Consider the following 23,530-nt stretch of genomic DNA (forward strand, 5'->3'; position numbering starts at 1 on the left):
GATGGCGGCGTCCGGCACGTAAACAAAACCCCCGCCTCGCGGCGGGGGTTTCGTGTGTAGCGTTTAGTGCAGTTGGGACTGGATCAGAAATCCATGCCGCCCATGCCGCCCATGCCACCACCGCCGCCGCCCATTGCCGGCTCGTCTTTCTTCGGAGCCTCGGCCACCATTGCTTCGGTGGTGATCATCAAGCCGGCGATCGACGCCGCGTTCTGCAGCGCGGTACGGGTGACCTTGGTCGGGTCCAGGATGCCGAACTCGATCATGTCGCCGTATTCGCCAGTCTGGGCGTTGTAGCCGAAGTTGCCCTTGCCTTCGCTGACGCGATTCAGCACGACCGACGGCTCTTCACCGCAGTTGGCGACGATCTCGCGCAACGGCGCTTCCATCGCACGCTTGGTGATGTTGATGCCATGGTTCTGGTCAACGTTGTCGCCCTTCAGCTCACCCAGTGCCTGCAGTGCGCGGATCAGCGCGACGCCACCGCCCGGGACCACGCCTTCTTCCACCGCAGCACGCGTCGCATGCAAGGCGTCTTCGACGCGGGCCTTCTTTTCCTTCATCTCGACTTCGGTAGCCGCACCGACCTTGATCACCGCAACGCCGCCGGCCAGCTTGGCCACGCGCTCCTGCAGCTTCTCGCGATCGTAATCGGAGGAGGTATCCTCGATCTGCGCCTTGATCTGCTTGATCCGGGCCTGGATGCCTTCGGCTTCACCGGCACCATCAATGATCGTGGTGTTTTCCTTGGTGACCTGGATCTTCTTGGCACGGCCCAGATCCTTGATCGTGGCCTTCTCAAGCGACAGGCCCACTTCCTCGGAAATCACGGTGCCGCCGGTCAGGGTGGCCATGTCTTCCAGCATCGCCTTGCGACGATCGCCGAAACCCGGTGCCTTGACTGCAACCACCTTGACGATGCCGCGGATGGTGTTGACCACCAGGGTCGCCAGCGCTTCGCCTTCGACTTCCTCGGCGACGATCAGCAGCGGCTTGCCGGACTTGGCCACGCCTTCCAGCACGGGCAGCAGGTCGCGCACGTTGGAGATCTTCTTGTCGTACAACAGGATGTACGGGTCGTCCATCTCGGCCGACATCGACTGCTGGTTGTTGACGAAGTACGGGCTCAGGTAGCCGCGGTCGAACTGCATGCCCTCGACCACGTCGAGTTCATTGTCCAGGCCGGAACCTTCTTCAACGGTGATCACGCCTTCCTTGCCGACCTTGTCCATCGCCTGCGCGATCAGGTCGCCGATGTTGGCGTCGGAGTTGGCGGAGATCGCGCCGACCTGGGCGATTTCCTTGCTGGTCGATGACGGCTTGCTCATCGCCTTCAGCTCAACCACGGCAGCCTTGACCGCATGGTCGATGCCGCGCTTGAGGTCCATCGGGTTCATGCCGGCGGCGACCGCCTTCATGCCCTCGCGGATGAACGCCTGCGCCAGCACGGTGGCAGTGGTGGTGCCGTCACCGGCGATGTCGGAGGTCTTGGAAGCGACTTCCTTGACCATCTGCGCGCCCATGTTCTCGAACGCGTCGGCCAGCTCGATTTCCTTGGCGACGGAGACGCCGTCCTTGGTGATGGTCGGAGCGCCGTAGCTCTTCTGCAGCACGACGTTGCGGCCCTTCGGGCCGAGTGTTGCCTTGACGGCATTGGCGAGCACGTTGACGCCGCGCACCATCTTGGAGCGCGCGTCTTCGCCGAAACGAATGTCCTTGGCAGCCATTGGTAATTTCCTCGAAATAGGTAGGGCGGGCCTAGGCCCGCCTCATTGAATGTGGATGTATCAGTGGCGGGTCTGGACCCGCCCTATCGAAAACGACGCGCAATCACTCGCGATCAGAGGATCGCGAAGATGTCGTCTTCCTTGACCACCAGCAGGTCGGTGCCGTCCAGCTTCACTTCCGTGCCGCTGTACTTGCCGAACAGGACCTTGTCGCCGACCTTGACCTGCGGCGCGCGCAGTTGGCCGTTTTCGAGCACCTTGCCGGTGCCTACTGCGATCACTTCGCCCTTGATCGGCTTTTCGGTGGCCGAATCCGGGATCACGATCCCGCCGGCGGACAACTTCTCTTCTTCCATGCGCTTGATGACCACGCGGTCGAACAGCGGCTTGATATTGGACATGACAACCTCGACAAGTGCTTGATTAAAGTGGGTAAACCCGCTCATTTTAGCAGTCGGCCATGCCGAGTGCCAATGCGCGGGCAATAAAACCGGGCGAACCCGGACTGCTTCCGAGATGGGGGAGCTGGCGATCCTTTCAAGGGGCGCTGCGCTGATGTAACGCAAATCCCCCGCTGCCGTACCCTATGCAGGTGAGCGGACTCATTTGCTCTGGGTTGCAGCCCAGACCCGCCCTGACCAGACCCGCAGCAAGGATTGATCGCCGATGTCGTTTGTCCATCTCCGCCATCGTCTCACCAAAGTCGCGCTGGCCGCCCTGATTCTGGCGATCTGCTTGCCCGCGAGCATGTCGGCCTTTGCCGCCGACATCGACCTGCCGCCGGTCGACCAGGTGTTCGTGCCGTCGGCCAAGGCGACTGCCCGCGACCGCATCGAGGTCAGCTGGAAAATCGCCGACGGTTTCTACCTGTATCGGCATCGCACCTCGGTCAAGGCCGATGCGGCATTCACGGGCGCCAGCCTCAGCCTGCCGAACGGCAACAAGCATCATGACGAATTCTTCGGCGATGTCGAAACCTATCGCGGATCGCTGACCGGCGTCCTGACCGGCATCGCCACCGACGGCGCGACCAGTACCACGCTGACCATCAAGTACCAGGGCTGCGCCGATGCCGGGGTCTGCTATCCGCCGCAGACCCGCACGCTGAAAGTCGCACTGCCGTCTGCCAGCGGCAGCAATACCGGTCTTGGCTTGCCACAACCCAGTGGCGGCGGACTGTTCGGGTTCGGAAATGCCGCCAGCACAGGCGCTGTGGATGCCGCGCCGCTACCGGAAGAGCGCGCCTTCACCGTGGAAGCGATTGCGGGCGACGGCAACAGCATCCTGCTGCGACTGACTCCGGCAACTGGTTATTACCTGTATCGCGACAAGCTGTCGGTCAAGCTCGACGCCGGTGCCGGTCTGTCGGCCACGCTGCCGCCAGCATCGAAACTGCCCAAGGCCACCGCGCATCGCGACGAGCACTTCGGCGACGTGGCGGTGTACTTCGACCAAGTCGAAATCACCGTGCCTGTCGCCCGCTCGCAAACAGCTGCCGCCAAGGGCATGCTGATCGTGGGCCTGCAGGGCTGCCAGACCGGCGGCATCTGCTATCCACCGATGACCCGGCGGCTGCCGATCGCATTGCCGGCGGGTGTGCTGACGCCAGTTGCCGAGATTCAGGCGGCAGCAACCGCTGATCAAACTTCGCAAGCATCGACAGAGCCGGTTTCGACATCATCTGCACCGCAAGACGTTGCGGATTCCGCCACATCTGACGCAAGTGCAGCGCCAACCGATGGCGATGTCGCCCGCACGCTGCCGCCGACCAGCGCCAACCTGACGCAATCCACGCCAGGCCTGCTGGCCTCGCTGCTGTTGGCCCTGCTCGGCGGCCTGATCCTCAACCTGATGCCCTGCGTATTGCCGGTTCTGTCGCTGAAGGTACTGGCGCTGGCGCAAAGCGGCGAAAGCAAGCAGCGCGCGCGCCGGCATGCACTCTGGTACACGGCCGGCGTGCTGCTCAGTTTCATCGCGCTGGGTGCGCTCGCGCTGGCATTGCGCAAGGCGGGATTGGCGCTGGGCTGGGGCTTCCAGTTGCAGCAACCGCTGGTCGTCGCGGGACTCGCGCTGGTGGTATTCGCCCTCGGCCTGAGCCTGTCCGGCCTGTGGTACGCCAATGTCGGCATCAGCCAGCGTGGCGGCGCCTTGATGCAGCGCAGCGGCGCCAGCGGCGATTTCTTCACCGGCGTGTTGGCGGTGGTGTTGGCCACCCCGTGCACCGCGCCGTTCATGGGTGCGGCGCTGGCGTATGCGTTCACCGGCCCGGCGCTGGGCGGCCTGCTTGTATTCGCGATGCTGGGACTCGGGCTTGCCTTGCCGTTCCTGTTAATTGGTTTCATCCCGGCGTTGGCGCAACGCTTGCCGAAACCCGGCGCGTGGATGGACACCTTCAAGCAGCTGCTGGCGTTCCCGCTGTATGCGACCGCGGCCTGGCTGGTCTGGGTGCTGGCCAAGCAGCGCGGCGCCGATGCGGTCGGGCTGTGGCTGGCGGCGGCCATCGCGCTGGCGTTGGCCGCATGGGCCTGGACGCAAGCGCGCAGCGGACGCAGCCGCGGCTGGCTGGCGCTGGCCTTGCTCGCCGCACTCGGCACGGCCTGGCCACTGGCCATGTTGCATCAGCTGGCGAAGCCGACGGATCGAGTGGCCGCCACCAGCAGCGACGGCATCGAACATGTCGCCTATTCCGAGCAACGATTGGAAACATTGCGCAAGGAAGGGCGCGTGGTGTTCGTCAACATGACCGCCGACTGGTGCGTGAGCTGCAAGGCCAACGAAAAAGCGGTGTTCGCCCGCGACAGTTTCCGCAGTGCGATGCAGGCCGCTGGTGCGGTCTACATGACCGGTGACTACACTAATGTCGATCCGGCGATCACCGCCTACCTGCAGGCGCACAAAGCAGTCGGCGTGCCGCTGTACGTGGTATATCCGCGCGGCGGCGGCGAGGGCCGGATCCTGCCGGTCATCGTCACCTCCGGCATCGTCGAAGATGCACTCAAGTGGGCCACCACCGGGCCGCCATGAACAAATCCAATCTGCGCATCGTGCTTGTAGCCGTGGTCGCCGCCCTTGCCGGTGCGGGCGCAAGCGTGTACTTCGACCCCACCATCGCCACCCGCCTGGCCAGCACCGAGCCCGGCCAGCGGGTGCTGGGCGCCGTGCTGAAATCGCGGGCACCAACGCCACCGGAAGGCGTGATCGTCGCAGAACGTGGCGACATCGTGCCGGCCATGACCCTTGCCGATGCCAGTGGCGCCTCCACCCGCATCCCGAAGGCATGGGCGGGCAAGCCGACGCTGGTGAACCTGTGGGCGACATGGTGTGCTCCCTGCCTCAAGGAAATGCCGGAACTGCAGGCCTTCGCCGACGAACAGTCGGCCAATGCCAAAAAGGCCTTCGCCGGCGAGCAAGGTGCCAATGGCATCCAAGTCATCGGTATCGCGCTGGATGATGCAACTAACGTGCGCGACTTTCTGCAGCAGCATCGAATCTCCTATCCCACCTTGGTCGATGCCCCAGGTCCGGCCGACGCGGGCGTGCGCCTTGGCAATCCGGCCGGCGTGCTGCCCTACACAATCCTGGTATCTGCCGAGGGCCGGCTGTTGAAAACGAAAATCGGGCCATTCGACGACAAACGGGACATAGAGGAATGGGCAAAGCCGTGATGTGGATTAGAGTTGCGACTCAAACGCGCGTTTAAAGTTTCGTAATTCGGCGAAACTTCGCCGAACTGGACAGCATTGCCGCATTGCGGGACACTGCCGGCCCGCTTCCGGATCCTCCGTCGTCGATGGCGCAACTGCTCGTCCTGCATGGCCCCAACCTCGATCTGCTCGGCACCCGCGAGCCGGAGGTCTATGGCCGAACCACGCTTGAGCAAATCAACGACGAGCTGCGCAGCCGCGCACAAGCCGCCGGCCACGACCTGCTGGACCTGCAGTCCAATGCCGAACACGTGCTGATTGAACGCGTGCATGCCACCCGCACCGACGGCACCGTTTTCATCCTGATCAACCCGGCCGCGTTCACGCATACCTCGGTGGCGTTGCGCGACGCTCTGGCTGCGGTCGCGATTCCATTTATCGAAATCCATTTGTCGAACCCGCACGCCCGCGAAGCGTTTCGCCGCCAGAGCTATTTCAGCGACTTGGCGGTCGGCGTGATCTGCGGCTTCGGCGCCGACTCCTACCGCTACGCCCTTGACGCCGCGCTGGCGCGGCTCGAGGCCTGACCAAGAGGTATCCCTGATGGACCTGCGCAAGATCAAGAAGCTGATCGACCTGCTGGAAGAATCCAACCTGTCCGAAATCGAGATAAAGGAAGGTGAGGAATCTGTTCGTCTGGCCCGCATGCCCTCACAGCCAATGAATGCCGGCGGGATGGTGCAGCCCACGCCGGTTCATTACGCGGCTCCGGCTGCGCAGATGCCAAACGCGTCGGCGATGCCAATGCAGTCTCCGGTCGATGCCGCCACTGGCGGCAGCCACAAGCCGCACGGCAGCGAACTGCCGGCTGGCCACGTGGTGCGCGCACCAATGGTCGGCACCTTCTATGCCAGCCCGTCGCCGGAGAAACCCGTATTCGTCAGCATTGGCCAGGCAGTCCAGGCCGGCGAGACGCTGGGAATTATTGAGGCGATGAAGATGTTCAACCCGATCGAAGCCGATGTGTCCGGCACCGTGCTGGCAATCCAGTGCGAGAGCGGGCAGCCGGTCGAGTTCGACCAGCCTCTGTTCGTCATCGGCTGATCGGCGATGCTGGATAAAGTCGTCATCGCCAACCGCGGCGAGATCGCGCTGCGCATCCTGCGCGCCTGCCACGCGCTTGGCATCCGCACGGTGGCCGTGCATTCCACGGTCGACCGCAACCTCAAGCACGTGGCGATGGCGGATGAATCGGTCTGCATCGGCCCGGCGCCCTCGTCGGACAGCTACCTCAACATGGCCTCGATCATTGCCGCCGCCGAGGTCACCGACGCCCAGGCCATCCATCCCGGCTACGGCTTCTTGTCGGAGAACGCCAATTTCGCCGAACGGGTCGAGCAATCCGGCTTCATCTTCATCGGCCCCAGGCCCGAAACCATCCGTTTGATGGGCGACAAGGTCGAGGCGATCCGCGCAATGAAGGCCGCCGGCGTGCCCTGCGTGCCCGGCAGCGGTGGCCCGCTTGGCGACGATGCCGCGACCAACATCCAGATTGGCGGCGAGATCGGCTACCCGGTGATCGTCAAGGCGGCCGGCGGTGGTGGTGGCCGCGGCATGCGCGTGGTGCAGACCGAGGCCGCGCTGGCCACGGCGGTCGCCACCACCAAGTCCGAGGCCAAGGCAGCGTTCGGCAACGACATGGTCTACATGGAGAAATTCCTGGAGAACCCGCGCCATGTGGAGATCCAGGTGCTCGCCGATGGCCAGGGCAACGCGATCCACTTGGGCGAGCGCGATTGTTCGATGCAACGCCGACACCAGAAGGTGGTCGAAGAAGCGCCCGCACCCGGCATCAGTGAGCAACAACGCGCGGAGATCGGCAAGGTGTGCGTGGAAGCCTGCATCCGGATTGGTTACCGCGGCGCCGGCACCTTCGAGTTCCTTTACGAGGACGGCCGCTTCTATTTCATCGAAATGAACACCCGCATCCAGGTCGAACATCCGGTCACCGAGATGGTCACCGGGATTGATCTGGTCCGCGAACAATTGCTGATCGCCTCCGGCCAGAAGCTTTCGATCAGGCAATCCGACGTGGTCATGCGCGGCCATGCAATCGAGTGCCGGATCAATGCCGAGGACCCGGACAACTTCATGCCTTCACCCGGCCTGGTCACTCACTTCCATTCGCCGGGCGGCCCGGGCGTGCGGGTGGATTCGCACATCTACGAAGGCTACCGGGTGCCGCCGAACTACGACTCGATGATTGGCAAGCTCATCGTGCATGGCGCCGACCGTGCACAGGCGATTGCGCGCATGCGCGTGGCGCTCAGCGAAATGGTGGTGGACGGCATCAAGACCAATGTGCCGCTGCAGCAGCGCATCCTGACCGACAAGGGTTTCGAGGCTGGTGGCCAGAACATCCATTACCTGGAAAAGCGCCTGGCCGAACGCAAGGAAAAGACGCTCTCGATCCTCTGACAAACGGTGTCCGGTTTCGAGGCGTTTTTCCGCTAATACCGGATACCGAACAACCCCTGCCCGGAGCGTCCCATGCAACGCCGCAAGATCGTCGCCATTGCAGTTTCCACGGCGCTCACCACCGTGCTCGCGGCCCTGCCCGCCGCCAGCCAGCAGGGCAAGACCCCGCCAACCAACCTCTACATCGATGTTTCAACCCACAACATGGCCGGGATGCCGGACATCGGCGGCATGATGGGCGGTCTGGGCGGCTTCATGGCCCGCAGGATGGGCGGCGCGGACGCCAGCAAGCCGACCTACCCGACCACGCACGGCATCGGTGGGCTGTCTGGGCAATACCTCGACATCGCCCTGCACAACGCGCTCAAGCCTGGTGTCGAAGCGCAGGACCAGGTGCCGGCCGGGTTGAACCTCGGCAATGCGCTGACCCTGATCCCCATTGAACCGACGACTTCCGCGCCGAGCCAGGGCAATAGTTCGCCGGGCAAGATCCCGGATGTCGAAATGAAGATTTCCGAATACTGGGGTTGCGGTGCTACCGTCCGGCCGGGCCAACCAAAAATCACCACGATCAAGGTCAAGGGCGGCACGCTCGACGGCAAGGGCGGCATGCGGGGCATGGATTTCAAGACCACTGGCAGCATGTCCAAGGGCCTGTTCGCGCCGGATCGCGACATCGACCTCAAGCCGGGCTATGTCTACTGGCCGAACCGCAAGGATGGCAAGCAAGTCCCCAGCGGCGCACGGTTGGCCGGTGACCACAAGATGGTCGGCGACGGCATTCCGGACTCGATGCAGTTCCAGGTCCAGCAGGCTTCGGACTTCATGCCGAAGCTCGCCCTGCGCTCGCAAGGTGAAATGTCCGACGCGGTCAACCTGAGTTGGCCCACGGTGGATCGCGCACGCGCGTACTTCATCACCGGCATGCACATGGAAGTGACCGGCCAGAACTCCTACAACATGGTCATCTGGAGCAGTGCCGATGTGGCCGGCGCCGGCAGCGACCTGCACGCCTTCCTGACCGGCAGTTACATCGACAAATGGCTGAAGCAGAAAGTGCTGCTTCCTTCGAGCGCCACCAGTTGCACCATTCCCAAGGGCATCTTCGCCGGTGCTCCAGGCAGTCAAGGCGCTATGCCGGGCATGTTGATGATGACTGCCTACGGCCCGGAAAGCTGGATTACCTATCCGCCCAAGCCGGCCGACGTGAAAAAACCGTGGAACCCGGAATGGAGCGTGCGCCTGCGCGCGAAATCCACCGCCACCGCGATCCTTGGCCTGGACCTGGGCAACATGCAGCCGGGTAACGAAGGCGAGGACGGCGAGCAACAGCAACAGCCACAGAAACGACCGTCGATGAAGGGTCTGCTGAAGGGCATCCTCGGCGGCTGAGACACTGCTTCGCATGCGTGGGGCTTGCCCTGACCCGGCAAGCCGGTAACCATGGATGCAGCCCTCTATCTGCATCCATATGCCTTTTCTGCAACTCAGCCTGCCTTGCACCGAAGCACAACAGCCGCGCTACGAGCGTGCGCTTGAAGACGTGGGCGCACTCGCAGTCACCCTGCAGGATGCGCATCTGGACGCCGCCGACGAACAGGCGATCTTCGAACCCGGCGTCGGCGAATTGCCGCTCTGGCACGAGATGCAGCTGACCGCCCTGTTCGAGGCAGATGCTGACGGCTTGCTGCTTCTGGCCGCGCTGGAAGCCTTCGACCCCGAACTCGACTGGACCCAACTACGCTTCGAGAAGATCGAGGATCAGGATTGGGAACGTGCCTGGCTGGACCAGTTCCATCCGATGCAGTTCGGAGCGCGCACCTGGATCGTGCCGTGGAACCACGACTTGCCCGCTGACGCCGACAATCCGGACGCTGCAGTCGTACGCCTCGATCCCGGCCTCGCCTTCGGTTCCGGAACACATGCGACCACTGCACTCTGCCTGCAATGGCTGGATGAACTCGCGGGGCGCGGCGAGCTACAGGGTCGCGAAGTGCTCGACTTCGGCTGCGGCAGCGGCATCCTCGCGCTCGCCGCATTGCGGCTGGGTGCGGCGCGCGCGGTCGGCGTCGACAACGATCCGCAAGCCTTGATCGCCACCGCCGACAACGTTGCGCGCAATGGCCTGGCCATCGACACGTATCTGCCGCAGGACGAACCCGTCGCGACCTATCCGATAGTGATTGCGAACATCCTGGCCTCGGCGCTGGACATGCTTGCCGACACACTTGCCGCACGGGTCGCACCCGCGGGCCGCATCGCGATGTCGGGCATCCTGTCCGGGCAAGAAGACGAATTGCTGCAGCGCTACGGCGCCTGGTTCGACGAGCTGCGCGTGACCCGCCAGGAAGACTGGGTCCGCATCGACGGCGTGCGTCGCGCATGAGCCGCGCCCCGAGTTTCGTCGAAGCCCCGGCGCCACCGCGCCGCCGCGTCGGCGAGTGGAGCGCCCTGGTCGTGCTGGCCTTGCTGCTCGCGGGGCAACTGTTCTTCAGCGAACGCGCGCGGCTGGCGGCCAATGCGCAATGGCGGCCAGTGGTAACGGCTGTATGCGATGTCACGGGTTGCAACGTGTCGGCCTGGCATGAACCCGATGCGTTCGCGATGCTCTCGCGCGACGTGATCGCAGTACCCGGCCGTTCCGGCGTGCTGCGCGTGCAAGCCAGCATCCGCAATGATGCGCGCTGGTCGCAGCCTTGGCCGGTGCTGGTGCTCAGCCTCTCCGATGCGAACGGCCGCCTGCTCGGCAGCCGCCGCTTCATGCCGGGCGACTACCTGGGCCGCACGCCTGACACCGCGTTGCTGAAGGCCGGGCAGGCGGCGCAACTGGCGTTCGACATCATCGAACCGGCACCCGGCGTGGTCGCCTTCGATTTCCGTTTCGAGTAGTTCGACCGGTCATCCACCTGAGTTAGCTCATGTCGGCCAGCCGGCTGGTGCGCTCATCCTGCACAACCTGCAGACGATCACAAATATTTGCCGATGAATGCGGCAAGCCAGCGACATTCGAAAGCGCATCGCGTTAAACTGGCCACCGCGCATCGATGGTTGAACTCGATGCAGCATCGCAACGAGGGCCCCGCTTGAACGTCACCGCCGACCGTCCGGACGCCAACCGCGCGCCATTGCGCGACCATGTTGCAACCTCCGTGCGCCGTTACTTGCGCGACCTCAACGGTTGCGGCACCGACGACCTGTACAACATCGCGCTGCGCGAACTCGAGATCCCGTTATTCATCGAAGTGCTGCAGCATTGCGATGGCAACCAGAGCCGCGCGGCAGCCATGCTCGGCATCCATCGCGCGACGCTGCGGAAGAAGTTGCGCGACTACAACATGGGCTGAAAGCAAGCCGCCGCTATAATTCGCGCTTCCCCGCAGTAACAACTCCCCGATGACTATCCAACACCTGTCCGGCCCTTCCGTGACCGTGCGTCGCGCCCTGTTGTCCGTGTCCGACAAGACCGGCCTGCTCGACCTTGCCCGCGTGCTTGCCGCGCATGGCGTGGAACTGCTGTCCACCGGTGGCACTGCCAAGGCGCTGCGCGATGCCGGCCTTGCAGTGAAGGATGTCAGCGAAGCAACCGGCTTTCCCGAAATGATGGATGGCCGGGTCAAGACCCTGCATCCGATGGTGCATGGCGGGCTTCTAGGGCGTGCCGGGACCGACGACGCGGTGATGGCGCAATACGGCATCGAGAAGATCGACCTGCTGGTGTTGAACCTGTATCCGTTCGCAGCGGTTTCGGCCAACCCAGACAGCAGCTTCATGGACGTGATCGAGAACATCGACATCGGCGGCCCGGCGATGCTGCGCAGCGCGGCGAAGAACTTCGCCCGTGTTGCCGTTGCCACTGATCCATCGCAGTACGCCGGCATCATCGATGAGATGAATGCGAACGATGGCGCGCTGTCAAGCAAGATCCGCTTCGACCTTGCTGTGGCTGCATTCAACAATGTCGCCTTCTACGATGCCTGCATCAGCAACCACCTCTCCGCAATCCAGGCCGATGGCGCGCAAGCGCTGTTCCCCGCGCAGAACAACAGCAATTTCGTCAAGGTGATGGATCTGCGCTACGGCGAGAACCCGCACCAGCACGGCGCGTTTTACCGCGACCTGTGGCCGGTGCCGGGCACGCTGGCGACTTTCACCCAGTTGCAGGGCAAGGAACTGAGCTTCAACAACATGGGCGATGCCGATGCAGCATGGGAATGCGTGCGCCAGTTCGAACTGCCGGCCTGCGTGATCGTCAAGCATGCCAATCCTTGCGGCGTCGCACAGGGCATCGGTTGTGCAGATACCTACGAAGCGGCCTACGCCACCGACCCGACCTCGGCGTTCGGCGGGATCATCGCGTTCAACACCAAACTCGACGCAGCGACGACGAAAGTGATTCTTGATCGCCAGTTCGTCGAGGTGCTGATCGCGCCGGACTATGACGATGATGCTCTGGCCTATGCGAAGAAGAAGGCCAACGTGCGCGTGCTCAGGATTCCGCACGGCGACGGCAAGAACAACATCGACGTCAAGCGCGTCGGCTCCGGCCTGCTGATGCAGACCAGCGACATCCGCGAGGTCGGCCGCGATGAATTGAAAGTGGTAACCAAGCTCGCCCCGACCGAGGAACAATTCAACGACCTGCTGTTCGCATGGCGCGTAGCCAAGTACGTGAAGTCCAACGCAATTGTCTATGCGCGAAATCAGCACACGATTGGCGTCGGCGCCGGCCAGATGAGCCGCGTGTATTCGGCGCGTATTGCCGGAATCAAGGCGACCGACGCCGGCCTGCAGGTCGAAGGATCCGTGATGGCCAGCGATGCATTCTTCCCGTTCCGCGACGGCATCGACGCCGCTGCCGAGGCCGGGATCAAGGCGGTGATCCAGCCGGGCGGCTCGATGCGCGATGCCGAGGTGATCGCCGCAGCCGATGAACATGGCTTGGCGATGGTGTTCACCGGCATCCGCCACTTCCGGCATTGACGCGCATGAAACTCCTGGTCATCGGCGGTGGCGGTCGCGAACACGCACTGGCCTGGAAGCTCGCACAATCGCCGCGTGTCGATGAGGTCATCGTCGCGCCTGGCAACGCCGGCACCGCACGCGAACCCAAGTGTCGCAACGTCGCGATCAGGCCCACCGACATCGAGGGCCTGCTCGCATTGGTTCGCGACGAAAGCATCGCGCTGACCGTGGTCGGCCCGGAAGCACCACTGGTCGCGGGCGTAGTGGACCGGTTTCGCGAAGCAGGCCTGCGCATCTTTGGACCAACCGCCGCTGCCGCGCAGCTGGAAGGCAGCAAGGCCTACGCCAAGGATTTCCTGCACCGGCATAACATCCCGACTGCGTATTACGCAGTGCACACGAATGCCGATGAAGCCCTCGCCTATGTGCGCGCACGCTCTGATGAGAGCGGTGGCGCGCCGATCGTGATCAAGGCCGATGGCCTGGCCGCCGGCAAGGGCGTGATCGTGGCGATGACCCTGATCGAAGCTGAAACCGCGGTGCGCGACATGCTGGAAGGCAATGCGTTCGGCGATGCCGGCGCGCGCGTGGTGATCGAGGAATTCCTCGATGGCGAGGAAGCCAGTTTCATATCGATGGTGGATGGCACGACCGCGCTACCGATGGCCACATCGCAAGACCACAAGCGCGTCGGCGACGGCGATACCGGCCCCAACACCGGCGGCATGGGCGCGTATTCGCCCGCGCCAGTGGTCACGCCCGAGGTGCACGCGCGCGTGATGCGCGAGGTCGTCAACCCGACCGTGCAGGGCATGATTACTGATGGCATCCCGTTCACCGGCTTCCTTTACGCAGGTCTGATGATCGACGCCAAGGGCGCGCCCAAGGTGATCGAATTCAACGTACGTTTTGGCGATCCGGAAACCCAGCCGGTGATGCTGCGGCTGGACTCGGATCTGGTGGAACTTATCGAAGCGGCCATCGATGGCCGCTTGCATGAAACCGACGCACGCTGGCTGCCGCAGCCTTCGCTCGGCGTGGTGATGGCGGCGGCCAACTACCCGGACACGCCGCTCAGTGGCGATGTGATCCATGGGCTGGACGCACCACTACCTGCGGGCAGCAAGGTGTTCCATGCCGGCACCACGCTGGATGCCGATGGCAACGTGGTCACCAGTGGCGGTCGCGTGTTGTGCGTGTGCGCGTTGGGCGATGACGTCAGCGATGCACAACATCGTGCCTACGATGCGATTTCGGCCATCCAATGGGACGGCGAATTCCATCGCAGCGACATCGGTTGGCGCGCGATACAACGCGAACGCGCCGGCAACTGAGCCGGCGCATCCAGTCGGCGGGATCAGGCCGACATCGTCGCGTTATCGATCACGAAGCGGTACTTCACGTCGCTCTTGAGCATGCGCTCGTAGGCCTCGTCGATCTGCTGCGCAGTGACCATCTCGATTTCCGAGACGATGCCGTGCTCGGCGCAGAAATCCAGCATCTCCTGGGTTTCCGCAATGCCGCCGATCAGCGAACCGGCGATCGCCTTGCGACCGAAGATCAGCCCGGCCACGCTCGGGCTCGGATGCGGGCTGGCAGGCACCCCGACCAGGCACATCGTGCCGTCGCGCTTGAGCAGGTTCGTGAACGCGTCCAGGTTGTGCGGCGCAGCCACGGTATTGAGGATGAAGTCGAACGTCCCCGCGTGCTGCTGCATCTGCGCGTCGTCACGCGAGATCACCACTTCGTCAGCACCCAACGCATGCGCATCCTGGCGCTTGCTTTCGCTGGTGGTGAACGCCACCGTGTGCGCACCCATCGCATGCGCCAGCTTGACGCCCATGTGACCCAGTCCGCCGATGCCGACGATGCCAACCTTCTTGCCTGGACCCGCCTTCCAGTGGCGCAGCGGTGAATACGTGGTGATGCCCGCGCACAGCAGCGGCGCAACGGCGGCCAACTGGTCTTCCGGGTGGGTGACCTTCAGCACGAATTTTTCATCGACCACGATCCGCTGCGAATAGCCGCCCAGCGTGTGGCCAGGCGCATCCGCCGTCGGCCCGTTATAGGTGCCGACGAAGCCATTGGTGCAGTACTGCTCCAGTCCCTCGCCGCATGACGCACAATGCTGGCAACTGTTGACGAGGCAACCGACGCCGACGGTGTCGCCGACCTTGAACTTGCTGACATCGCCACCGACCGCGCTGACATGACCGACGATCTCATGCCCCGGCACGCATGGGTACAGCGTGCCAGGCCATTCCCCACGCACCGTGTGCAAGTCCGAGTGGCAAATGCCGCAATAGGCGATCTCGATCTGCACGTCCTGCGCCCCAGGCGCACGGCGCTCGATGGCGATGGCTTCGATGGGTTTGTCGGCGGCATGTGCGCCATAGGCTTGGGTTGTCATTCGCAGGAGCTCCTTGGTGGGGTAATTGGTCATCATGCGCTTCCGAATGTGGCAAACGAAAGCGCTCGGGGGTAGTGGATCAGCCCGCACTTCCGGTCGCTGGCTTGAATAGCGCTGACTGCCCATGCGGCGCACTTCGCACGTATTGCGGGGGTGCAGCGACCTGCGCGCCGAGCGCGGCTGCGGCATGCCAGGGCCAGCGCGGATCAAAGAGCATCGCGCGTGCCAGCGCCACTGCATCCGCCTGGCCATCGGCCAGCACGGCCTCGGCCTGCAGGGGCTCGGTGATCATGCCGACCGCCACCACCGGCATCGCCACCTCGCGCTTGATCGCCTCGGCGAACGGCAGCTGGTAGCCCGGGCCGATCGCGATCTCCTGCGCCGGATGCAGGCCAGCGCTGGACACATGGATGTAGTGACAACCGCGCGCATCAAGTGCCCTGGCCAGCGCAATACTCTGCGCGAGATCCCAACCAGCCTCGACCCAGTCGGTCGCGGAGATGCGGATGCCCAGCGCCATCGACGCCGGCACCCCCGCCTTCACCGCATCGAAGACCTCAAGCACCAGCCGCATGCGGTTTTCCAGCGAACCGCCATAACGGTCCGTGCGCAGGTTGCTGAGTGGGGAGAGGAACTCATGCAGCAGGTAACCATGCGCCGCATGCAGTTCGATCAGGTCAAGGCCCAGTCGCACCGCGCGCTGCGCGCTGTCGGCGAAGGCACGCACGATGCCTGCGAGGCCGGCCTCGTCCAGCGCCTCGGGCACGGGATCTCCATCCGCATACGGGACCGCCGAGGGCGCCATCACCTGCCAACCGTGCTCGGCATCGGGCGCGATGGCACCGCCGCCGTCCTCCCAGGGTTTTTTCGTCGACGCCTTGCGCCCGGCATGCGCCAGCTGCACGCCCACCGGCATCGGCGACCAACGCCGCACCGTCGCCAGTGCATCAGCGAATGCAGCTTCCGTGGCGTCGTCGTACAGACCGAGATCGCCCCAGCTGATTCGACCGCGCGCTTCGACCGCGGTGGCCTCGGTGATCAGCAGGCCAGCACCGGACAAGGCCAGGCTGGTCCAATGCTGGACATGCCAGTCACTGGCGCACCCGTCGATCGATGAGTACTGGCACATCGGCGCGATCACGATGCGATTGAACAGGCGCAGCGGCCCGATCTCAAGCGGGGAAAACAGATGACTCACGGAATGGGTGACTCCAATGCTTGGGGGTGCGCGGCGATCAGATGTTGGCGTCTTCGGGTGGCAACGTCGTGTCCAGCGGCGCTGCGCCGTCGCCATCGATGTCGCCATTCTCGCGGGGACGGTGTGCGTCCAACGTGTACGACGCCATCGACAGGGAGCCATAGGCATACCCATCAACCAGCACCTGCGCGGGCTTGCCTGCCGCCGAGGCAAGCCCGGCGAGGTAAAGCAACGGCAGGAAATGTTCGTCGGTAGGCACTGCCAGTCGATAGTCGCGATGCGAGGCCAGCGATGGCACATCATGCGGGCGTTCGGTCATGAGCACGCGTGCATCGGTGTTGAAACGTTCGGCCCAGTCGAACGCGCCATCCGGTTGCTGCCTGTCGATCGCGCGCAGGTTATGCACCACGTTGCCGCTGCCGACGATCAGCACGCCACGTTCGCGCAATGCTGCCAACTTCGTACCCATGGCCAGGTGCCACTCGAACGGTTGGCGCGCATCCAGCGACAGTTGCACCACCGGGGTGTCCGCATCGGGGAAGGCATGCACCAGCACCGACCACGTGCCATGGTCGAGGCCCCAGCCATCGATGTCGAAGCCGACATGATCCGGCTTTACCAGATCGGCCACTTCTTCGGCAAGTTCGGGCAGGCCTGGCGCCGGGTACTGCACATCGAACAGCGCCTGCGGGAAGCCGTAGAAATCGTGGATCGTGCGCGGCTGCGGCATCGCGGTCACTGCCAGTGCGTTGATGTGCCAGTGCGCGGACAACGCCAGGATCGCGCGCGGCCGTGGCACGGACACGCCGAACGTGCGCCACGCCTCGGTATAGCGGTTGTGCTCCAGCGCGTTCATCGGACTGCCATGGCCCAGGAAAGCAGCAGGCATCAGCGTGGTGGACATGGTTGCGGCTGCGTAGAAAACGGGAGCCCGACTCTAGCAACGGGCGTGCTCCGCATGGGGCGGACGCATGGAATGGACTGATGCGGATACATGCCGGTTCGCAGTGGGGTTGCGGGTCGCCATATCGTCGTATAACATTCGTTATAACGTATCCCGACAGGCAGACACCCGTCATGAAACTCAAGCTCACCAGCATCGGTAATTCCACCGGCATCATTCTGCCCAAGGAGCTGCTGGCCCGCCTGCGCCTGGAAAAAGGTGACGAGCTCTACGCGCTGGAAACCCCGGACGGCATCCGCCTGACTACCTACGACCCGGAGCTGGCGGCGCAGATGGAAGTCGCCGAACAGGTAATGCGCGACCGCCGCACGCTGCTGCACAAGCTGGCCCAGTGAGCGCGCCATGATCATCTGGATCAACAAGTCGCTGGCGCTGGCCATCCATGACCGACAGCTGGCCGAACACGGCGGTATTCCGGGTGTCCGTGATGCCAGCCTGCTCGACTCCGCGCTCGCCCGACCGCAACAGTTGCATGCTTATGGCGACCCGCCACCGGATCTTGCCGATCCTGCCGCAAGCCTGGCCTGCGGTATTGCACGCAACCACCCGTTCCTGGACGGCAACAAGCGCACCGCCGCAGTCGCCTGTGAAACCTTCGTCCGGCTCAACGGCGCCCAGCTCGACGCCGACGACCTGACGCTGTACCCGGTCTATTTGGGCATCGCCGAAGGCAGCCTCTCCGAAGCCGAATTCGCAGCATGGTTGCGACCTCGCTTGCTGCACGATGCCGGCAAGTCCCTGCACGAACCGCGCGTGGCCTATCCCGCCTGATACCCGCGCCATCGGCTAGGCTGGGCAACTCGACCACAAGGGAGCCGCAGCATGCGTCGCATCGTCCACATGTTGGCCAGCGTGGCTGTCCTGCCTGCGCTGATGGCCGGCACTGCCTTCGCGCTGGATACGCCACCACCGGCTTCGAAACCGGAGCTGGATATCATCGGCAGCGCACCATCGGCCGCCCACATCGAACGCGATGTGCGCACCTTGGTCGGCTTCGGCACACGGCATACCTTGTCCGACACCACGTCGGAGACACGCGGGATTGGTGCCGCGCGGCGCTGGGTGTTTGCCGAGTTCGAGCGCATCTCTCGCGACTGCGGCGGCTGCCTGGAGGTGCGCTACGTCAGCGGCACCGTGCAGGGCGAACCACGCATCCCGGGGCCGGTTGAAGTGGTCAGCGTGATCGCCATCCAGCGCGGGACCACCGACCCAAGCCGCTACGTGATCATGAGCGGCGACATCGATTCACGGGGCAGCGATGTCATGGATGCGACGTCGGATGCGCCCGGCGCCAATGACAATGCATCGGGCCTGGCCGGAACGCTGGAAGCCGCGCGCGTGCTCAGCCGGCATCGCTTCCCCGGCACGATTGTGTATGCCGCGCTGTCGGGCGAAGAACAGGGCCTGTTCGGCGGCAAAATCCTGGCCGATGAAGCACACAAGAACGGCTGGCGCATCGAAGCCATGCTCAACAACGACATGATCGGAAACATCAAAGGCATCGACGGCGTCACTGACAACCACACCGCCCGCGTGTTCGCAGAAGGCACTCGCGCCAACGAAACCGTGGAAGAAGCCCGCCAGCGCCGCTTCACCGGCGGCGAGGTCGACTCCCCCACGCGCAACCTGGCCCGCTACATCGAACGCATGGCCGAACACGTGCCCAACCTCGACGTGATGATGGTCTACCGTCTGGACCGTTTCGGGCGCGGCGGCCACCAACGCCCGTTCAACGACCTGGGTTATCCGGCCGTCCGCGTCATGGAAACCCACGAACACTACGACCGTCAGCATCAGGATCTGCGCACCGTGGACGGGCGTGTTTACGGCGACACCATCGATGGCGTGGACTTCGCCTACGCAGCCAAGCTCACCGCGCTCAACGCGGTCGCCCTTGCGGGCATGGCGTGGGCGCCGCCACCACCGGCGAATGTCGACATCAAGGGCGCGGTCAGTGCCGATACCACGCTGACCTGGACGCACCCGGATCCGAAACAGGCGCCCAACCTGGCCGGCTACAAGATCTATTGGCGGCTCACCACCGAACCGCAGTGGACGCATAGCCGCTGGGTTGGCGATGTCGGCACCGCGACCTTGCACGACATCGTCATCGACAACTACTTCTTCGGCGTTGCCGCAGTCGCCAAGGACGGCACCGAAAGCCCGGTAGTGTTTCCGGGACCGGCGGGAAGTTTCGGCGGCTACTGATCGGAGAGCGGGCAACCCCGGAAATGGGGTCAGAGTGAAGTTTCCTGATCACGATTTCGGCACGACAGATTGCCGCCGGCAGGAAATCCACTCTGACCCCGTTTCCAGACCCCATTTCCACTAATCGATCGACAGCGCTTGCCCGCTCTCAAACGCACGCACCCTGCCATCAACTGGGTCGACGAAGCGCAACGATTTGGCCAGCAACTGCAACGGCCGGCTGAAATCATCCGGCGCGCGCGAACACAGCACCGGGTACAGGCTGTCATTGACGATGGGCGCATCCAGCGCGGCCATGTGTACGCGCAATTGATGTTTGCGGCCAGTGATCGGTTGCAAGGCGTAACGCCATGCATGCTCACCACGTTCGATCACGTCGATGCGGGTGTGGCTATTGATCACACCGTCTGCTTCGCACATCCGGAAGAACGGCTCACCTGCCTGCAGGTGCGAGCTATGCACGTGCGGCATCGACAACAACGGCAATGGCGGCGCAATCGCCTCGTAGGTTTTCTCGACAGCGCGCTGCGGGAATAGTGACTGATACATCGCGCGTGTTTCAGCTCGTGCAGAGAACAGAACCAGCCCCGCGGTCTCGCGGTCGATACGGTGCAACGGCACCAGCTCCGGGTTCTTCAGTTGCCTCTGCAGCCGTGACAATAAGGTCTCCACCACGAACCGCCCCGCCGGCATCACCGGCAGGAAATACGGTTTGTCCGCCACCACCAGGTCCGCATCGGCAAACAGGATCTGCGCCTCGAACGGAATGCGCGGCTCATCGACTACTTCGCGGAAGTAACGCACCTCCATGCCGACCCGATACGGCGTATCGACCGACAGCGCACACCCGTTCGCGCCCTGCACAAGCCCGCGCGCGAAGCGGTCCAGCCAGACCTCCCGGGCAATCCGCGGAAACCGCGCGCATAGCCCGTCGAGCAAGGTCAGCCATTGACCAGCAGGCAGTTGCAGGCGACTCGGAGCTTCAAGACCAGTTGAGTGCATGAGATTCCATTGCTGTGATCGCACCCGCCTCGAGCGCGAAAGCGATCAATGCGGAAGTATCCCAGCCTCCGCTAGACTCCGCCCAAACATCGGGGGATCCATGTCAGGGCATAGCCAATTCGGATTGCTGCACCAGCGCCGCTTCCTGCCGTTCTTCGTGGTGCAGTGCCTGGGCGCGTTCAACGACAACGTGTTCCGCAACGCCACCATCGTGCTGATCACCTCGCAGTTGGGACTCAACCTGGCGCAGCAGGGGCTGTACACCAACCTGGCGCCAGCATTGTTCATCCTGCCGTTCTTCCTGTTCTCGGCGCTGGCTGGACAGTTCGCCGAGAAATACGAGAAGACCCGGCTGATCCGCTTCGTCAAAATCTTCGAGATCGTGGCGATGGCGGTCGCGGCGTGGGGTTTCTATGCGCACCACGCGACGCTGCTGTTGGTGGTGCTGTTCCTGATGGGCATGCACTCCACGATGTTCGGGCCAATCAAGTATTCGATCCTGCCGCAGGCGCTGGAGCCGCGCGAACTGGTGGGCGGCAATGGCCTGGTCGAAACCGGCACCGCGCTATCGATCCTGTTCGGGATGATGCTGGGCGGCAGCCTGATGCTGGTGCCTGATCGCGGGCCGGCATTGGCATCGATCGCGGTATTGCTCATTGCGTTGGTCGGTTATGTGGCCAGCCGCGCGATCCCGCCGGCACCCGCAACGGCGCCCGACCTGAAGATCAACTGGAACATCGCAACGGAAACGCTACGCCTGTTGAAGCTGTGCACGAAGCAACGCGCGGTGTTCAATTCCATCCTCGGCATCTCATGGTTTTGGTTCCTTGGCACTGCACTCACCGCGCAGTTGCCGGTGTATGCCGAGACGAATCTTGGCGGTGGCAGTGCGCTGTTCCTGCTGTCGCTGGGTGTGTTCTCGATTGGCACCGGGATAGGCTCATTGCTGTGCGAAAAACTGTCCGGGCGCACGGTGGAAATTGGCTTGGTGCCGCTGGGCGCATTCGGGGTCAGCGCATTCCTGCTTGACCTGTATTTCGCGCGGCCGGGCGATGCGCTGCTGCATGGCCTGGACGTGGCTGGTTTCCTGCATGCACCGGGCAGCCTGCGCGTGCTTGGCGATTTGCTGGGGATCGGCATGTTCGGTGGCTTCTTCCTGGTGCCTCTGTTCGCGCTGGTGCAGAACCGCACGCCGCGTTCGGAACTTTCACGGGTGATTGCCGGCAACAACATCATCAACGCTGGCTTCATCGTCACTGCGGCGGTCAGCGGACTGGCGGCGGGCTCCTTGCTGCACTGGAGCATCCCGCAATTCTTCCTGGCGCTGGCAATCGCCAATACAGTGGTCGCGATTTACATCTTCACATTGGTACCCGAGTTCCTGATGCGGCTGCTGAGCTGGGTGCTGGTGCGCACGTTGTACAAGCTGCGCGTGCAAGGAATTGACGAGCACATCCCCGATGAAGGCGCGGCGCTGGTGGTGTGCAACCACGTCAGCTACATGGATGCGCTGATCCTGTCGGCCAGCATCCCGCGACCGGCGCGCTTCGTGATGTATTACAAGATCTTCAACATCCCGGTGATGCGCTGGATCTTCCGCACCGCCAAGGCCATCCCGATTGCAGGTGCGCGCGAGGATCCGGCGCTGATGCAACGTGCGTTCGATGCAGTGGACGCTGCATTGGCCGAAGGCGAGCTGGTGTGCATTTTCCCGGAAGGTGCGTTGACCAAGGACGGCGAGATCGCGGCGTTCAAATCCGGCGTCGAGAAAATACTTGAGAGCGCGAATGCCGCCGGTCGCCCGGTGCTGGTTATCCCGATGGCGCTACGCAACATGTGGGGCAGCCTGTGGAGCAAGCGCGACTCAAGGCTTGGGCAGATGCGCGTGCCACGCCGGTTCCGCGCGCATGTAGAAGTGGTGGCGGGCGCGGCGGTCAACGGCATCGATGCGACGGCCGAAGTGCTGGAAACCAAGGTGCGCGGATTGCGTGGGAATGCGGCTTAGTTTCGAGTGCCGCGCAAGCGGCGTCAGGCGACCCAGCCCGCAATCACGAACAACGCGATGATCGCCAGCCACAAGATCAGGATCCGCCACACCAGGCTGATGGCATCGCGCAGTTCTGGTAGCTCGCCGAACACTTCGACCAACGCGGTTGCCGTCGGGATGCCAGATTCCGAATAGTCACCCACTTCTTCGGCGATCTCGCTGCGCACGCTGGCGCGCGCGGCGGCTTCCAGCAGTCCGTTGTTGAGCAGCAGGCTGGGCTTGCCCAAGTCGCGCCAGGCACCGACCACGGCATCGAAATTGCCGACCAGTGCCAGCGACAGGGTCATCAACTGGCTGACCGGCCATTCCAGGATGGCGAGCCATGTGCGTGCGCCCTCAGAGGTGTCGGACGGCAGCATGTCTTCATCGCGTTCCGCAGCGAGCACGCTCAGCCGGTACAGCAAGGCACCGAACGGACCCAGCACCCAGAACCAGAACAGCACGCCGAACCAGCGCCGCAGGGCATTTCGGAACACGGCTTCGATCAAGGCACCGCCATCCAACCGGACCGTGCCATTTGGCGGCCACAGGTGCGCGGCGGCGGCATGGCGAGTGGCGGCGTCGGGCGCATCCAGGACCGCGGCGACGTCCAGGTCGAGGTCGCGCGGGCCCCAGCAATAGAACAACACGATGATATCGAACAGCAGGCCGACGAAGCCCCACAGCGACTTGTCGAGCGCCAGTTGCATCAGGCCGACCGCGAGCAACGGCACCACCAGCGCGAGCGTGATGCCGAAGCGACCACGCCAGAAACTGTCTTCCGGGAATTGCGCGTTGAGCCAGCGCAGCCAGTTGTCGTACCACCCATGTTGGCGTATGCCCGCGGCCAGGTCCGGCAGCAGGTGGCCAATGGCGAGTGCGACGACGACGGCGATCAGGGTGGCAGCCAT

22 protein-coding genes are annotated in these 23,530 nt (G+C 63.8%); 15 read left to right on the forward strand and 7 right to left on the reverse strand.

The genetic code is table 11. The annotated features are described in order from the left end of the window. Positions 1-83: 83 nt before the first annotated feature. Together groL and groES are read right to left on the reverse strand one after the other, a co-directional pair. The gene (groL, locus tag PSV05_RS05365) at positions 84-1,727 is read right to left on the reverse strand and encodes a chaperonin GroEL (RefSeq protein WP_300062606.1); all 1,644 of its coding nucleotides are present in this window, start codon (positions 1,725-1,727) and stop codon (positions 84-86) included. Positions 1,728-1,840: 113 nt separating this feature from the next. Further along, a complete protein-coding gene (groES, locus tag PSV05_RS05370; protein WP_300062608.1) occupies positions 1,841-2,128 on the reverse strand; it encodes a co-chaperone GroES in 288 nt (95 codons plus the stop codon). 265 nt (positions 2,129-2,393) lie between these two features. On the opposite strand from groES, the gene PSV05_RS05375 reads away from it, so the two are divergent. The 11 genes from PSV05_RS05375 (at position 2,394) to purD (ending at position 14,145) form a co-directional block, all read left to right on the forward strand. Further along, the gene (locus PSV05_RS05375) at positions 2,394-4,751 is read left to right on the forward strand and encodes a protein-disulfide reductase DsbD (protein ID WP_300062611.1); all 2,358 of its coding nucleotides are present in this window, start codon (positions 2,394-2,396) and stop codon (positions 4,749-4,751) included. Then, entirely contained in the window at positions 4,748-5,392 is a 645-nt protein-coding gene (locus tag PSV05_RS05380) for a TlpA disulfide reductase family protein (protein ID WP_300062614.1), read from the forward strand. Before PSV05_RS05375 ends, PSV05_RS05380 begins: the two co-directional genes overlap by 4 nt. Positions 5,393-5,517: 125 nt before the next feature. Continuing rightward, positions 5,518-5,958 (forward strand): type II 3-dehydroquinate dehydratase, encoded by a 441-nt coding sequence (gene aroQ, locus PSV05_RS05385; RefSeq protein ID WP_300062617.1) that lies wholly within the window; start codon positions 5,518-5,520, stop codon positions 5,956-5,958. Between the two features lie 16 nt (positions 5,959-5,974). Continuing rightward, a complete protein-coding gene (gene accB, locus PSV05_RS05390; RefSeq protein ID WP_300062620.1) occupies positions 5,975-6,475 on the forward strand; it encodes an acetyl-CoA carboxylase biotin carboxyl carrier protein in 501 nt (166 codons plus the stop codon). A 6-nt stretch (positions 6,476-6,481) separates the two neighbouring features. After that, positions 6,482-7,849, forward strand: a complete 1,368-nt coding sequence (accC, locus tag PSV05_RS05395; protein WP_300062623.1) for an acetyl-CoA carboxylase biotin carboxylase subunit — start codon at positions 6,482-6,484, stop codon at positions 7,847-7,849. A 72-nt stretch (positions 7,850-7,921) separates the two neighbouring features. Then, on the forward strand, positions 7,922-9,241 hold the full coding sequence (locus tag PSV05_RS05400; protein WP_300062626.1) for a hypothetical protein: 1,320 nt from the start codon (positions 7,922-7,924) through the stop codon (positions 9,239-9,241). 79 nt (positions 9,242-9,320) lie between these two features. Next, entirely contained in the window at positions 9,321-10,235 is a 915-nt protein-coding gene (prmA, locus tag PSV05_RS05405; RefSeq protein WP_300062628.1) for a 50S ribosomal protein L11 methyltransferase, read from the forward strand. Next, on the forward strand, positions 10,232-10,738 hold the full coding sequence (locus PSV05_RS05410; RefSeq protein ID WP_300062631.1) for a DUF3426 domain-containing protein: 507 nt from the start codon (positions 10,232-10,234) through the stop codon (positions 10,736-10,738). Before prmA ends, PSV05_RS05410 begins: the two co-directional genes overlap by 4 nt. 194 nt (positions 10,739-10,932) lie before the next feature. Further along, a complete protein-coding gene (fis, locus tag PSV05_RS05415) occupies positions 10,933-11,193 on the forward strand; it encodes a DNA-binding transcriptional regulator Fis (protein ID WP_300062634.1) in 261 nt (86 codons plus the stop codon). 49 nt (positions 11,194-11,242) lie between these two features. Next, positions 11,243-12,829, forward strand: a complete 1,587-nt coding sequence (gene purH, locus PSV05_RS05420; protein ID WP_300062637.1) for a bifunctional phosphoribosylaminoimidazolecarboxamide formyltransferase/IMP cyclohydrolase — start codon at positions 11,243-11,245, stop codon at positions 12,827-12,829. A 5-nt stretch (positions 12,830-12,834) separates the two neighbouring features. Beyond that, positions 12,835-14,145 carry a phosphoribosylamine--glycine ligase gene (gene purD / locus PSV05_RS05425; RefSeq protein ID WP_300062640.1) on the forward strand — a complete coding sequence of 437 codons (1,311 nt, stop codon included), beginning with the start codon at positions 12,835-12,837 and terminating at the stop codon, positions 14,143-14,145. Positions 14,146-14,168: 23 nt separating this feature from the next. Here purD and PSV05_RS05430 read toward each other — a convergent pair whose 3' ends face one another. The 3 genes from PSV05_RS05430 to ygiD all read right to left on the reverse strand — a co-directional run bounded on the left by PSV05_RS05430 (position 14,169) and on the right by ygiD (position 17,323). After that, a complete protein-coding gene (locus PSV05_RS05430) occupies positions 14,169-15,221 on the reverse strand; it encodes an NAD(P)-dependent alcohol dehydrogenase (protein WP_300062643.1) in 1,053 nt (350 codons plus the stop codon). Positions 15,222-15,300: 79 nt separating this feature from the next. After that, positions 15,301-16,419, reverse strand: coding sequence for an NADH:flavin oxidoreductase/NADH oxidase (locus tag PSV05_RS05435; protein WP_300062646.1), 1,119 nt, complete (start codon positions 16,417-16,419; stop codon positions 15,301-15,303). 37 nt (positions 16,420-16,456) lie between these two features. Next, positions 16,457-17,323, reverse strand: a complete 867-nt coding sequence (gene ygiD, locus PSV05_RS05440; protein ID WP_300062649.1) for a 4,5-DOPA dioxygenase extradiol — start codon at positions 17,321-17,323, stop codon at positions 16,457-16,459. A 173-nt stretch (positions 17,324-17,496) separates the two neighbouring features. Between ygiD and PSV05_RS05445 the strand changes: the two genes are divergently transcribed. The 3 genes from PSV05_RS05445 to PSV05_RS05455 are packed head-to-tail and all read left to right on the forward strand — an operon-like array spanning position 17,497 to position 19,591. Next, on the forward strand, positions 17,497-17,718 hold the full coding sequence (locus tag PSV05_RS05445; RefSeq protein ID WP_300062652.1) for an AbrB/MazE/SpoVT family DNA-binding domain-containing protein: 222 nt from the start codon (positions 17,497-17,499) through the stop codon (positions 17,716-17,718). A 7-nt stretch (positions 17,719-17,725) separates the two neighbouring features. Continuing rightward, positions 17,726-18,154, forward strand: a complete 429-nt coding sequence (locus PSV05_RS05450; RefSeq protein ID WP_300062655.1) for a type II toxin-antitoxin system death-on-curing family toxin — start codon at positions 17,726-17,728, stop codon at positions 18,152-18,154. Positions 18,155-18,205: 51 nt separating this feature from the next. Then, positions 18,206-19,591, forward strand: a complete 1,386-nt coding sequence (locus tag PSV05_RS05455) for a M28 family metallopeptidase (protein WP_300062658.1) — start codon at positions 18,206-18,208, stop codon at positions 19,589-19,591. A gap of 120 nt (positions 19,592-19,711) precedes the next feature. On the opposite strand, the gene PSV05_RS05460 is transcribed toward PSV05_RS05455, so the two are convergent. Further along, positions 19,712-20,593, reverse strand: a complete 882-nt coding sequence (locus PSV05_RS05460) for a pseudouridine synthase (RefSeq protein WP_300062661.1) — start codon at positions 20,591-20,593, stop codon at positions 19,712-19,714. Between the two features lie 100 nt (positions 20,594-20,693). On the opposite strand from PSV05_RS05460, the gene PSV05_RS05465 reads away from it, so the two are divergent. Continuing rightward, positions 20,694-22,598 (forward strand): MFS transporter, encoded by a 1,905-nt coding sequence (locus PSV05_RS05465; protein ID WP_300062664.1) that lies wholly within the window; start codon positions 20,694-20,696, stop codon positions 22,596-22,598. Between the two features lie 23 nt (positions 22,599-22,621). On the opposite strand, the gene PSV05_RS05470 is transcribed toward PSV05_RS05465, so the two are convergent. Further along, on the reverse strand, positions 22,622-23,530 hold the full coding sequence (locus PSV05_RS05470) for a hypothetical protein (protein WP_300062667.1): 909 nt from the start codon (positions 23,528-23,530) through the stop codon (positions 22,622-22,624).

The sequence above is a fragment of the Thermomonas sp. genome (assembly GCF_029945965.1).
Classification (GTDB): domain Bacteria; phylum Pseudomonadota; class Gammaproteobacteria; order Xanthomonadales; family Xanthomonadaceae; genus Thermomonas.